Consider the following 13619-nt stretch of genomic DNA (forward strand, 5'->3'; position numbering starts at 1 on the left):
GGGATGTCCCTTCACCATCTCTTCCCGATGTTTGCCCTTGCCGCGGTATTATTTATTTGGCACGCGGTGAGCTATTTTATCTTACAAATTTGTGTATCATCAAAAATTGAAACAGCAAGTCAAAATTGATAGCGCTATCATTGAAAAGCGTGTCCAATAGGGGAAGTTCACGAAATTGAGTGGCCGGGGGAGGCAGAACCGTTCCTGAAAAACCTGCGCCTTGGCAAAAAATGTGTGTTTGCAGCCATTTAAACTGGACAAAATCACCGTTTTTTGCCGATTAAAGGTAACCGTCCACAATTTCATATATAATGACTCCCGCCAAGCGAGCATAAAAAGGCAAGGTAGAGAAACATGCGTACCCAACGTGGCTCCAGCCTCACATACGGTCTGCTTGAGACCCTGGGGCAATCGATCGTGATCGGCGATTTTGACAAAAGCGGTTTTCCAACCGAAGCGGAGCTTTGCATCCGCTTTGGCGCCAGCCGCACCGTCGCCCGCGAAGCCGTTAAAATGCTGACCGCCAAGGGCCTTTTGAGCGCCCGCCCGCGTCAAGGCACCAAGGTCGAGCCAATCACCCACTGGAACCTGCTCGATCCCGATGTCACGCGCTGGCTGATGGAGCGGCAATATTCTAACAAGATTTACCGCGAATTCACCGAGGTGCGTCTGGCGATTGAGCCGGTGGCCGCCGCCCTCGCCGCCCAGCGTGCCAATAAGGCCGATATCCGCGCCATCAGGGACGGCCTGAACGGCATGCGCAACGAAGCCGGTGAGCATGATCTGGCGCTGCTGGCCGATATCGACTTTCATGTGGCTATCCTTAAGGCGTCGGGCAATCCGTTCTTCCTGCAACTGAGGGCCCTGATCAATACCGCACTGCGCATTTCCATCGGCCTGACCAATAAGATCGCCGGTCATACCGCCTCCATCCCTGCCCACGAAGCGGTTCTGGTGGCGATTGAAAACGGCGATGCGGTGGGGGCTGAAAAAGCCATGCGGACGATCCTGTTGGAGTCGCTGGAACTTCTGGCCTCCTTCCAGCCTGAAACCGCCCACTAAAGTTCGATCTGCCATAAACCTTTTCTAAGCCTGATACCTATATTGTGCGTGACGGGACGGTGTTTGGCGGCTAAACACGCCCGCAGGGAACGGCAGTCAAAGGGTTCGGTGACATTGGCTAAGACGGCAATACTGGTAACGGGCGTAGCGGGCTTTATCGGCTTTCACGTAGCAAGCGCCCTGTTGGCGCGCGGCGAAACCGTGGTCGGCATTGATATTGTCAATGACTATTACGATCCGTCCCTAAAAGATGCCCGCCTGAAGCAGATTAATGATCACCCGGCCTTTCGTTTCGTCAAGATGGATGTGGCCGATGCCGATGACGTCAAGGCACTGGTGCTTGACGCCGGCATCACCCGCATTATTCACCTCGCCGCCCAGGCCGGGGTGCGCTATTCGATTGAAAACCCGTTTGCTTATCAGCGCTCAAACCTTCAGGGTCATTTGAGCATCCTTGAGGCCTGCCGTGCCGCCCAAGGTTTTGAGCATCTGGTCTACGCCTCGTCGTCATCCGTGTACGGCGACCGTCCTCTGGCCGGTGACGGTTTTAGCGAAGATGACCGCGTAAATGAGCCCGTCTCGCTCTATGCCGCCACCAAGCGCTCTGGCGAACTGATGAGCACGACCTACAGCCACCTGTACGGCATTCCACAGTCGGGCTTAAGGTTCTTTACGGTCTATGGCCCGTGGGGCCGCCCCGACATGGCCTATTTCAGCTTCTCCGAAAAGATCATGAAGGGTGAGGCCATCGAAGTTTATGGTGAGGGTCATATGCACCGTGACTTCACCTATATCGACGATATCGTTGAGGGCATTATCGGCGTTCTTGATCATCCACCCGCCGGTGGCAAAAACGAGATCTACAATATTGGCGCCCATCAGCCGGTCGGCCTGATGGACATGATTTCCACACTTGAGACCGCGCTCGGCCGTGAGGCCAACAAGATCATGCGCCCGATGCAGCCAGGTGATGTCACCACGACCTATGCCGATGTCTCAAAGCTCAAGGCCGTTACGGGTTACGCCCCCTCCACCCCGCTCAAAGACGGACTGGAGCGCTTTGCGACCTGGTTTAAGGGTTATAAGGGCCTCAATTAGCGACACAGATGATAGAGCACGATCCCGCTGGTGGTAGCGACATTCAGGCTGTCGAAGCCGCCGTGCATGGGTATCTGCACACTGATGGCGGCGTCCAGAATGCCGCGGCTCAGGCCCGGCCCTTCGGCACCCAGTAAAAACGCCGACCGTTCAGCGGGCATAATCTGATCCAGCACCACATCACCCGCTGGACTTAGAGCATAGGCGGTCAGGCCGTGGTTGCTCAGAACGTCAAGCAAACCCTGCCCCACCCCTAACCGATAATGCGGCACCACCAGAGCGCCCCCAACACTGACGCGGATGGCCTTACGGTACAACGGATCGCAGCAGGCACTATCCAGCACCACCGCATCGACGCCAAAGGCCGCCGCATTGCGCATCAGCCCGCCCATATTGTCGGTATTGGCAATGGCACTTAGCGCCATAATCCGTAGCCGCCCCTGACGCGCCAGAATATCTTCAAGGGTTTGCGGCGGGACGTATCGCCCCAGCGCCAGATAGCCGCGATGGATCGGAAAGCCCGCCACGTCATCCATCACCGTTTGATCCACGACATAGACCGGCACATCATCGGGCACGCTTAAGCCCTCAAGCCGCGCCGGTGTGGTAAGGACGCTGACCGTCTCACACAGGGGCGAAGCAAACAGCCGCTCCAGCACCACCTTGCCCTCAGCCATAAACAGGCCCTGCCGCCCGGTCAGGTCACGGTCTTTGACATCACGGTAAGGCTCAAGGCGCGGGTCATCGGGGTCAGTGAGGTAAAATTCGGGCATCGGTTTCCATAGGCTCCAGCAAGGCCCGTGTCTTGGGCAGGCAGTGCGGATAATTGGCGTGAATAAAGCCCACCATCTTTTCCCGCACCAGACAGCGCAGATCCCAGGCGGTGGGGGAATCCGCCGCACTTACCAGAATGCGGATCTTGATGACATCTCTTTCGGCCTCAGTGACCTGAACGACCTGCACCTTTTGATCCCACAGCTTGGTCTCATTCAATATGCGCACCAGTTCGGCACGCAACGGCTCAATCGGCAAAGAATAGTCAGCGAACAATTCGACCGAGCCTATGATATCGGCCGAATTGCGCGTCCAGTTCTGGAACGGCTTTTCGATAAAATAGCTGATCGGCAACACCAGACGACGCAGGTCCCAGATGCGGATAACCACATAGGTCAGGGTGATTTCTTCGATCCAGCCCCACTCGCCTTCGACCACGACCGCATCGCCCATGCGGATCGGCTGGGCAATGGCGATCTGAATGCCGGCCAGCAGATTGCCCAGCGTCTTTTGCGCGGCAAAACCGATGATCAGACCGGCCATACCGGCGGACGCCAGCAGACTAACCCCCAAACCGCGCAGGCTTTCAAACATCATGAACACAGCGGCGAGCGCGATCAGGAACAGCAGGAAGGACACGATGCGCCGCACGACCACAATCCGGGTCTGAATGCGCCGCGCCCGCAGATTGTCACGCACATTGACATCATAACGGCGCATGACGGCGGCAGACACCATGCCGACAATACTGACGGCCAGCCAGTATACAAAACTGACCGCCAGTATCTTAATCACACCCTCATAGAACGGATTGGCCGAGGCTTCCGGCCAGGTCAGGCGCACCGCAATGATCGCCATCAGCAGGGGTATGACCATGTACAGCGGCCTGCGCAGGCGGTGAACATTGAACTGATAGGGAGCGCTGGCATTAAGGCTGGCTAACTTGCGCGCCGACGCCATCAATAGCCGCGCCACCAATAGCCCGATCAGTAAAAACAGAACCGCCGCCCCCACTACGATCAGCCAGTGGGGGATATAGTCTCTCAAAATGTTCATGGGTTGGTCTCCGATATGAAGCGGATGAAACACCATGCCACCAGCCTTGAGGCCGGAAACACGACAAAGGGATTCGATTGGAATAGCGCGCCCGCAAACGGCGGGAATAGAACATTTCCCGATCAACTTTGATCGTTGAAATGCTCTAAGTTTTTTGTTTTATCGCGCATTGGATTCCGAAAACCGCTTCACACTTTTCGGCATGCGCTCTAAGATCTGCGCCTTTGTGATCACATTTCCGTGGCGCTTAGAGGCCACCGTGATTTAAAGGTTGAAAATATAGCTTAAGCGGCCATGATCAATATCAAATCACCATAAAGACCTGTAAGTCTTTGATAAAAATGAGCCCAGAAGGCAATCATGAAGTCCAAATCCAAACGTCCCCAAACCGGCTATAACAAGCGCGGCGCCAAAGACATCCGTGAAGCGGCTGATTGGTGCGCCTCCCAGAATATCGAAGAAATCGAGTGCATGGTGCCGGATCTTGCCGGTGTCGCCCGCGGCAAGATCATGCCGGTGCGCAAGTTTATTCAGGTCGGTTCCATGAACCTGCCGCTGTCGATTTTCTATCAAACCATCACCGGTGACTTTCCGGATTTAGAAGGCATTGTCGGCACGGTACAAAGCGATACCGACGTGTTTTTACGGCCTGATTTCAACACCCTAAGCGTCGTGCCGTGGGCGAACGATCCAACCGCTCAGATCATCCACGACGCCTTTCTGCCCGATGGCCGCCCCGTTGAGGAAAGCCCGCGTCAGGTCTTGCGGCGCGTGCTCAAACTCTATCACGACAAAGGCTGGAAGCCGGTCATTGCGCCAGAGCTTGAATTCTATCTGGTCGAAAAGAACATCGACCCCGATTATGCGCTCAAGCCCCCGACAGGGCGTTCCGGGCGGCCTGAGACCGGCCGTCAGGGCTATTCGATTTCGGCGGTTAATGAATTTGATGCCCTGTTTGAGGACATGTACGAATATTCGGAAAGTCAGGGGCTTGAGATCGACACCCTGATCCACGAATCAGGCGTGGCCCAGATGGAAATCAATCTGCGCCACGGTGATCCGCTTGAACTGGCCGATCAGGTGTTCATGTTCAAGCGCACCATCAAGGAAACGGCGCTGGAGCACGATATCTACGCGACCTTTATGGCCAAGCCGATGGCGCTCGAGCCCGGTTCGGCCATGCACATTCACCAGTCGGTTCTGGATGCGCAGACGGGCAACAACCTGTTTTCCGACCCCAAAACCGGTGAGCCGACCGAAGCCTTTTTCCACTTCATCGCCGGTCAGCAGAAATATATGCCGGCGATCACCTCGCTGCTGGCACCCTATGTCAATTCGTACCGGCGCCTGACGCGCGGGTCAGGCGCGCCGGTTAACACCCACTGGGGCTATGATAACCGCACCGCAGGTCTGCGCGTGCCGCCATCGGACGCCGAAAACCGTAGGCTTGAGAACCGGATTCCGTCTTCGGATGCCAACCCGTATTTGGCTATCGCAGGCGTACTGGCGACCGGTTATCTTGGAATGATTGAGGCCAATAAACCGGCTGCCCCGGTCGATACCGACATGAGCGAGGTGCCGTCCGGCGACATGCCCTACAGCCTCATTCAGGCCCTGATCAAGATGGAGCGCTCTGAGCCGGTAGCCGAGATTCTGGGCCAGCAGTTCATCACCGCCTATTCGCGCGTCAAGCAGCACGAATATGAGACCTTCATGCGCACCATCAGCCCGTGGGAACGGGAGTTCTTGCTACTCAGCGTGTAGCCCATTTTCCTCCCCTGCAACGCGGGGGAGGTGGATTTTGCGCCAGCAAAAGACGGACGGGGCATTAGAATGAAAAACACCGGCCATCCCGCAGACTCCTGGTACACCCAGACCGCCGACATTCCGGCGGCAGCACCCGCGCTGAGCGGCGATGTTCGCACCCATGTCTGCATCATCGGCGGGGGCTATACCGGTCTGGGGGCGGCCATAGAGTTACGGCGGCGCAGCATAGAATGCGTCCTGCTGGAAGGGGCGCGCGTCAGCTCCGGCGCGTCAGGGCGCAATGGCGGACAGATGCATGTCGGTCAGCGCCTGGATCCGCAGTATCTGGAAAGCCTGTTTGGGCCAGATGACGCCCGCGCCTTCTGGGATATGTCGCAAGCCGCGATGGCCAGTTTGCACGGACTGATTGATGAGTTCAGCATCGACTGCGATGTCAAACGCGGGCTGATCCACGCCTGGCACCGCCCGAAGTTTGCCGACGACGACATTGCCTATGCCGAGTTTGTGCGCACAAACTATGGCTATGACCAAACCCGCGTCCTGACCAAATCCGACGTCGCCACGGAGCTTGGCACCGATGTCTATCACGGCGGGATACTGGATAGGGGCGGCGGCCATCTGCACCCGCTGAAACTGGCGCTCGGTATGGCGGGGGCCGCCCGCACACTGGGGGCGCAGATTTATGAACACAGCCGTGTGGCGAGCGTTACCCCAAAAGGCGACAGCTATGAGGTTTTGACCGAAACGGGCCGCGTCACCTGTGATCATGTTTTGCTGTGCGGCAACGGCTATATGCATGGCCTGAGCGATGAGGCCGATGCGAAGGTTCTGCCGATCAACAACTTTATCCTGACGACCGATCCGCTGACCGATCCGGCGATATTGCCGAACGACTATGCCGCCGCTGACTCGCGCTTTGTCGTCAATTATTGGCGAAAGACGCCCGATAACCGCCTGTTGTTTGGCGGCGGCGAAAACTACATGCCGTGGTTCCCGAAAGATATCCGCGCCTTTGTGCGCAAGAACATGCTGAAAATTTACCCACAGCTTTCTGACGTTACCATCAGCCACGGCTGGGGGGGGACACTGGCCATCACGCTTACTCGTGCGCCCTTTGTGCGCCAGCTTAGCCGTAATTTCCTGTGCGCCGCCGGATATTCCGGTCAGGGGGTAGTGCTGGCCCCCTATTTCGGCAAGTTGCTCGCGCACGCCGTATCTGGCGATGGCCGCGATATCGACCTGCTCAGCCGTCTGCCCGTAGCGCCATTTCCGGGCGGGCGACGTTTACGCACCCCGGCCCTGATTGCGGGCCTGAGCTGGTATTCACTTATGGATAAGCTCTAATAAGCTGTCGCAAATGACGACACTTCTTAGATTATGCACACCCCTCACCTAAAATAGTATACGAAATGTGAGCCCCCTCGTTCGGCCTTTATAGTTAATTAACATTTCCGGCAGATGGTTGCATATCTTACCACTCAGCCGGTATCACTAGGGGGGACCGTGTCTATAGTCTCGGCCACAAAATCTGTCAGCGTCAATGACATTATCGCCCACACCGCCAAGGCCAAGGCGGTCACCAACGGTAAGGTGCGTGACATTCGCTCGGTCACCAACATGCTCAAGATTCTGGCGCTCAACGCCCTGATCGAAGCCAATCGCGCCGGTGAGCTCGGCCGTGGGTTTTCGGTCGTTGCTGACGAAGTGCGCGGCATTTCCACCGAAGTCGAAGGGTTGTCAGCAGCTCTGGCCAAAGAACTGGGTGGAGAGTTCGACACACTTGAAAAACTGACGCAGGACATGGCCCTGCAAAGTCAGGGTGCGCGCCTGACCGATCTGGCGCTCAACGCCATCGAGCTAATTGACCGCAACCTCTATGAGCGCACCTGCGATGTGCGCTGGTGGGCGACCGATGCGGCGATGGTTGAGGCCGCCGCCGATCCTGCGGCCGACAATTGCGCCTACGCCTCAAAGCGGCTGGGCGTCATCCTTGATGCCTATACGGTCTATATTGATCTGTGGCTGTGTGATTTAAGCGGTAACATCATCGCGTCAGGTCGGCCGGGCCAGTACGGGGTCGCCGGACACAATGTCAGCAATCGTGACTGGTTTCAGCGCGCCCGCGCCCTGCATAGCGGTAATGATTTCGCCGTCGCCGATATCACCACGGAGCCTTTGCTGAACGGCGCACAAATTGCGACCTATGCCACAGGTGTACGCGCGGGCGGCGAAGCGGACGGCAAGCTTCTGGGGATTTTAGGGGTGCATTTCGACTGGCAGCCGCAAGCCCAGACGATCATGACCGGCATCCGTTTGGGCGACGAAGAACGCGCCAAGACCCGCGCCCTGTTGGTCGATGCGTCAGGCCTGATCATCGCGTCTTCCGACGGTAAGGGTATATTGTCTGAGCGGCTGCAGATCAAGTCCGATGGCCGCGAGTCGGGCCACTACCGCGACCCTGACGGCACTATCACCGCCTACCACAAAACGCCGGGCTATGAGACCTATGATGGCCTCGGCTGGCGCGGGGTTTTGGTGCAGCGGCCCTAATCAGTTGTTACGAGAAAATGGCCCGAAGCCTGATGCGGTATAATTAGGTATCTCTTCTGATTTTGCCGTCTCAACTGTCCATGTCGTTAAATAATCAGGATCGACAACGATTTCGCCAGTGGCCCTAAGTCTATATTCACCGGCTGCGGCTTCATGCAGATTCTCTACATCTGGCGGCAGATAAAAAATTCCAGCGCCGTTGGCTTGCTCGATAGTCACACCATCTCGATCATTGATCGAGGTAATAATGCCGTGGGTTTGGAATTGTTCGAGAACGACATCATCCGCGTCAACGAAGGTTATACCTATAAGCAGACGCTTGCCGATATATTCATCATGTGAGTTATCCATGAGCAGAATATCGTCGCATAACTTTACACTTGCAACCCAAAACGCCCTTCCGCAAGCGAAAGGGCGTTCTGTTAGCAACCTCTGGTCAATCGGGTGCAGGGACTAAGTCCCTGCTAGTTGACGGTGGGTTTGGCGATCACCAGTTCCTCGCCGTCGTAGCCGACGCTGATGACATCGCCATCGGCCAGTGCGCCGCTGAGGATTTGCTTGGCGATATGATCGACCAGTTCTTTCTGTATGACCCGTTTCAGCGGGCGCGCACCATAAGCCGGATCATAGCCGCGCTCGGCCAGATGGCTTAGGGCCGCGTCATCAATCACCAGACTCATGCCGCGCTCAGACAGGCGCTTTTCAATGCCTTTGAGCTGAATGCGGACGATGGCGGCCATGTTTTCCCGACCGAGGCGATGGAACAGGATAGTCTCATCAATCCGGTTGAGGAACTCCGGCCGGAAATGACGGCGCACATCGTCCATGACCAAAGGCCGCACGGTTTCAATATCCGTGTCCTCGGTCATGCTGACCAGATATTGTGAGCCCAGGTTCGACGTCATGACGATCAGGGTGTTGCGGAAATCGACCACACGCCCCTGCCCGTCCGTCAGGCGTCCATCATCCAGCACTTGCAGCAGGATATTGAACACATCCGGGTGGGCCTTTTCGACCTCATCGAACAGCACGACCTGATAGGGACGACGGCGCACCGCCTCCGTCAAGGCCCCGCCTTCGTCATAACCGACATAGCCGGGCGGCGCGCCGATCATGCGTGAGACGGAATGTTTTTCCATATATTCGGACATATCCAGTCGCGTGATGGCCGCTTCGTCGTCAAACAGGAACTCGGCCAAAGCCTTATTCAACTCGGTCTTACCGACGCCGGTTGGCCCCAGAAACAGGAACGAGCCGATCGGCCGGTTCGGGTCTTTCAGGCCCGCCCGCGCGCGTCGCACGGCATCGGACACGGCTTCCAGCGCCTCATCCTGGCCCACGACCCGCTTACGCAGTTCGTCTTCCATGCGCAGCAGCTTATCGCGCTCGCCTTCCAGCATCTTATCGACGGGGATGCCGGTCCAGCGCGACACGACCTGCGCGATCTGGGATGAGTCCACGACTTCCGGCGTGAGGGGGGCTTCCTGAGAGGTGGCCTCGGCCCGTTCCAATTGCTTTTCCAGCGCGGGAATTTGCCCGTACAGGATCTCCGACGCCTTTTGCAGATCACCGGCGCGCTGGACATTGGCCAGCTCAATCCGCGCCCGATCGAGCGCTTCACGCGCCACGGCGGCGGCCCCGACCTTATCCTTTTCGGCCTTCCATTTTTGCGTCAGATCAGCCGATTGCGATTCCAGTTCGGACAGTTCTTCGCTGAGCTTTTCCAAACGGGTTTTGGAACCGGCATCGGTTTCCTTATTGAGGGCCTCGCGCTCGATCTTAAGCTGCACGACGCGGCGGTCGATTTCGTCCAGTTCTTCTGGCTTGGAATCTACCGCCATGCGCACGCGCGACGCCGCTTCATCAATCAAATCAATCGCTTTATCCGGCAGGAAGCGATCCGCAATATAGCGGTTGGACAGGGTCGCCGCCGACACAATGGCGCTGTCGGAAATGCGCACGCCGTGGTGGACTTCGTACTTTTCTTTCAGGCCGCGCAGGATCGAAATCGTGTCCTCAACGGTCGGTTCCGAGACAAACACCGGCTGAAACCGGCGGGCCAGAGCTGCGTCTTTTTCGACGTGCTTACGGTATTCATCAAGGGTCGTGGCGCCCACGCAGTGCAGTTCACCGCGCGCCAAAGCGGGCTTGAGCAGGTTCGACGCATCCATGGCGCCGTCCGATTTCCCGGCCCCGACCAGCGTGTGCATTTCGTCGATAAACAGCACGATCTGGCCTTCGGCTTGCGTCACCTCGTTGAGCACGGCCTTAAGGCGTTCCTCGAACTCACCGCGGTATTTGGCACCCGCAATCAGCGAACCCATATCGAGCGAAAACAGCTTTTTGTCCTTCAAGCTCTCCGGCACATCACCATTGATGATGCGCATGGCCAGCCCTTCGACAATGGCGGTTTTACCCACCCCAGGCTCACCGATCAGGACGGGGTTGTTCTTGGTACGACGCGCCAGAACCTGAATCGTGCGGCGGATTTCTTCGTCGCGGCCAATGACGGGGTCAATCTTGCCGTCAAGCGCGGCTTGGGTCAGATCGCGGGCATATTTATTAAGCGCATCAAAGCCTTCGTCGGCCGAGGCGGAATTGGCAGGTTTGCCTTTGCGGAAGTTCACTTGCGCCTCCTGTAATTGTTTGGCGGTGACGCCGGCGGCTTTGAGTAGGGGCGCGCTATCATTAAGCCCCGCGATGGCGATCAGCAATCGGTCAGGCGTGACAAAACTGTCGCCCGCCTTGGCCGCTTCGGATTCGGCGTCGTTAAAGACCTTGGCTGTGTCATTGTGCATGTAAAGCTGCTGACCTGCGCCCGTGACCGCAGGCAGCTTGGTCAGCGCCTGATCGACCGCGCCGGTGAAGGCCGTGGCATTGCCGCCCGCCAGCTCAATCAGGTGCTTCGACAGGCTGTCCTTGTCGTCCAGCATGGCCTTAAGCAGGTGGGTCGGCGTGAAATATTGGTGGCTATTGGCCTGCGCTAAGGTTTGCGCGGCGCGGATAATGGACTGGGTCTTTTCGGTATATTTTTCGATGTTCATGGCATCCCCTCATAAGGCGGAAATTATGGGCGATCCTCACGAGAGCAACCGCCGACATGAACCTGATATGGTGTGATATATGGATCACACAAGGGGGAGCAGATGTGGAATTTTGTCGCACGAACCTCCCCTCTTGGAGGGGAGGGGAACCGCAAGCGTAGCGCAGCGGTGGTGGGGTAAAACCTCCGTAAGCTTACCCCCTCTTTGCGCACATAGAGATATGCGCAAAGCTCCCCCTGCAACAGGGGGAGTTCTTTTACGTCACATCACATGGCCAATATCATCGACGCGCACAGTGCCTGCGCGGATGACACGGCAATAGATACCGCAGTCACGGCGGCCATAGTGCTCAAACAATGCCCCCACCAGATCTACATCGCGCTCAGCGGTATCCGGGTTCACATGGGTGGCCACACAGCGCACGATCGGTTTCAAAACCTCAAGCTCCGGCCCGTGATCTCCCAGCCTAATCGTCTTGCCCACCCAGTCATGATCCACAAATGGCGGCAGCCCCTTCATCCACACATTGGCCCGCAGGCGCAACGGATCAAGATCGCGGCCAATCTTCGCGCCTAAATCCTTCAGCGAATTGAGGTTGAGCAGTGACACAAACCCCTTGGCCGAATCGGTAAAGCGGTGATGATCGGCCCGCGTTTCCAGCAGCTTTAGCGGAAAGCGCACAGGATCATAATCTTCATGGGCGGCCAGCACGTTTTCAACGTGGCGCGCCAGTGAGGCCCTGGCCACCGCTTGCGTCAGGTCAAACACCTCAACCGAACCGTCCTCATCTTCGATGCGAAAGGTCTCGGCAATCTCATCATAGCGGGTTTTTAGCCGGGCCACGGCCGCAAAGCGCGCCAGCACCGCAAACTTCATTTTGGACAGGAACTGAGGGTCTTCGGCGGTAAAGCCCGACGGCCCGACCTCCAGCGCATAAAGCCGGTCAAACGGAAAAAAGCCGTCCTCGACCAAGGTTGCGACTTGAAGCGGCTCCGGCGTAAAGCCTTTGATGGGATGGCGGTACAGTCCGGAAATCGTGAACATTAAACACCTTTCCTAGAACTCCCCCTGTTGCAGGGGGAGCTGATATTTGAGCCATAGCTCAAATATCAGAGGGGCAATGACCCCACCTTCCGGCCTGACGGCCTCCCTCCTCCCCTGCAACAGGGGAGGTTCTAACTAGCCCATCTCATCTTCAAGCATGGCCAGACGCTCGGCCTGATCCTCATTGATCAGGGCGTTGATCATGGAGTCCATCTCCCCTTCCATAAACTGCGGCAGGTTATAGATGGTCAGGTTGATGCGGTGATCGGTGATACGGCCTTGCGGATAGTTATAGGTACGGATGCGTTCCGACCGATCGCCAGAGCCGACCTGAGATTTACGCGCATCAGAGCGGGCGGTATCGAGCGCCTGACGCTGCTGATCGTACAGCCGCGCTTTCAGGTTACGCATGGCAATCGCGCGGTTCATGTGCTGCGATTTTTCGGATGAGGTCACCACGATGCCCGACGGCATGTGGGTGATCCGCACCGCCGAATCGGTCTTGTTAACGTGCTGCCCGCCGGAACCCGACGCGCGATAGGTGTCGATGCGGATGTCTTTGTCGAGGATTTCGATCTCAACATCCTGGGCTTCGGGCAGAACCGCCACGGTGGCCGCCGAGGTATGGATGCGCCCTTGGGTTTCGGTGGCGGGGACGCGCTGAACGCGGTGAACACCGGACTCAAACTTCATCTTGCCGAACACGCCATCGCCGGTGACCGAGGCGATGATTTCCTTATAGCCGCCGGCATCGCCCTCACTGATCGAGTCGATTTCAACCCGCCAGCCTTGCGCCGCCGCATAGCGGCTATACATACGAAACAGGTCGCCCGCAAAGATCGCCGCTTCGTCCCCGCCGGTGCCGGCACGGACTTCGAGGATGGCCGAGGCGTTTTCGTCCTTGTCCTTCGGCGCCAGCAACAGCGCCACGCCGCGCTCCAGTTCGGGCAATTGTTCTTTCAGTTCCTGCAATTCGTCTTCGGCCAGCGGCGACAGTTCCGGGTCCTTGAGGGCGATCAGTTCCTCAAGCTCCGGCACCTGCGAGCGGGCCTTAAGCACGCGCTCGACCGCTTCGGCCACCGGCTTAAGCTCGGCGTGCTCTTTCGACAGCTTGACGATCTCAACGCCGTCAGTGACCGCACCCATGCGGGCTTCGATCATTTTGAACCGATCAAGCACCTGATCAAGCTTTTGTTGCGGCAGACGGATCACTGGGAACACCTT

At 57.4% G+C, this 13619-nt stretch carries 11 protein-coding genes; 5 read left to right on the forward strand and 6 right to left on the reverse strand.

Annotation, left to right across the window (positions count from 1 at the left end):
- The first annotated feature begins 354 nt into the window (after nt 1-354).
- Together OVA03_RS08270 and OVA03_RS08275 are read left to right on the forward strand one after the other, a co-directional pair.
- The gene (locus OVA03_RS08270; protein WP_267527644.1) at nt 355-1062 is read left to right on the forward strand and encodes a FadR/GntR family transcriptional regulator; all 708 of its coding nucleotides are present in this window, start codon (nt 355-357) and stop codon (nt 1060-1062) included.
- A 114-nt stretch (nt 1063-1176) separates the two neighbouring features.
- Nucleotides 1177-2160: an NAD-dependent epimerase/dehydratase family protein gene (locus OVA03_RS08275; RefSeq protein WP_267527697.1), complete on the forward strand. Its 984-nt coding sequence runs from the start codon at nt 1177-1179 to the stop codon at nt 2158-2160.
- On the opposite strand, the gene OVA03_RS08280 is transcribed toward OVA03_RS08275, so the two are convergent.
- Entirely contained in the window at nt 2157-2933 is a 777-nt protein-coding gene (locus OVA03_RS08280; RefSeq protein ID WP_267527645.1) for a TrmH family RNA methyltransferase, read from the reverse strand. The two genes, OVA03_RS08275 and OVA03_RS08280, sit on opposite strands and share 4 nt — an antisense overlap.
- Entirely contained in the window at nt 2911-3990 is a 1080-nt protein-coding gene (locus OVA03_RS08285) for a mechanosensitive ion channel family protein (protein WP_267527646.1), read from the reverse strand. The genes OVA03_RS08280 and OVA03_RS08285 overlap by 23 nt, the downstream gene beginning before the upstream one ends.
- Before the next feature lie 360 nt (nt 3991-4350).
- On the opposite strand from OVA03_RS08285, the gene OVA03_RS08290 reads away from it, so the two are divergent.
- From OVA03_RS08290 to OVA03_RS16985, 3 genes are all read left to right on the forward strand, one after another.
- Nucleotides 4351-5754 (forward strand): glutamine synthetase family protein, encoded by a 1404-nt coding sequence (locus tag OVA03_RS08290; protein WP_267527647.1) that lies wholly within the window; start codon nt 4351-4353, stop codon nt 5752-5754.
- A gap of 69 nt (nt 5755-5823) precedes the next feature.
- Nucleotides 5824-7101: an NAD(P)/FAD-dependent oxidoreductase gene (locus OVA03_RS08295; RefSeq protein ID WP_267527648.1), complete on the forward strand. Its 1278-nt coding sequence runs from the start codon at nt 5824-5826 to the stop codon at nt 7099-7101.
- Nucleotides 7102-7260: 159 nt separating this feature from the next.
- The gene (locus OVA03_RS16985; RefSeq protein ID WP_324291047.1) at nt 7261-8307 is read left to right on the forward strand and encodes a methyl-accepting chemotaxis protein; all 1047 of its coding nucleotides are present in this window, start codon (nt 7261-7263) and stop codon (nt 8305-8307) included.
- Here the strand turns inward: OVA03_RS16985 and OVA03_RS08305 are convergent, their stop codons facing one another.
- The 4 genes from OVA03_RS08305 to prfA all read right to left on the reverse strand — a co-directional run bounded on the left by OVA03_RS08305 (nt 8308) and on the right by prfA (nt 13604).
- Nucleotides 8308-8658 (reverse strand): hypothetical protein, encoded by a 351-nt coding sequence (locus OVA03_RS08305; protein ID WP_267527649.1) that lies wholly within the window; start codon nt 8656-8658, stop codon nt 8308-8310.
- A 113-nt stretch (nt 8659-8771) separates the two neighbouring features.
- Nucleotides 8772-11351: an ATP-dependent chaperone ClpB gene (gene clpB, locus OVA03_RS08310; RefSeq protein WP_267527650.1), complete on the reverse strand. Its 2580-nt coding sequence runs from the start codon at nt 11349-11351 to the stop codon at nt 8772-8774.
- 261 nt (nt 11352-11612) lie between these two features.
- The gene (locus tag OVA03_RS08315; RefSeq protein ID WP_267527651.1) at nt 11613-12395 is read right to left on the reverse strand and encodes an MOSC domain-containing protein; all 783 of its coding nucleotides are present in this window, start codon (nt 12393-12395) and stop codon (nt 11613-11615) included.
- A gap of 135 nt (nt 12396-12530) precedes the next feature.
- Nucleotides 12531-13604 (reverse strand): peptide chain release factor 1, encoded by a 1074-nt coding sequence (gene prfA, locus OVA03_RS08320; protein WP_267527698.1) that lies wholly within the window; start codon nt 13602-13604, stop codon nt 12531-12533.
- Between the last annotated feature and the right edge of the window lie 15 nt (nt 13605-13619).

Source organism: Asticcacaulis sp. SL142 (assembly GCF_026625745.1).
GTDB lineage: Bacteria > Pseudomonadota > Alphaproteobacteria > Caulobacterales > Caulobacteraceae > Asticcacaulis.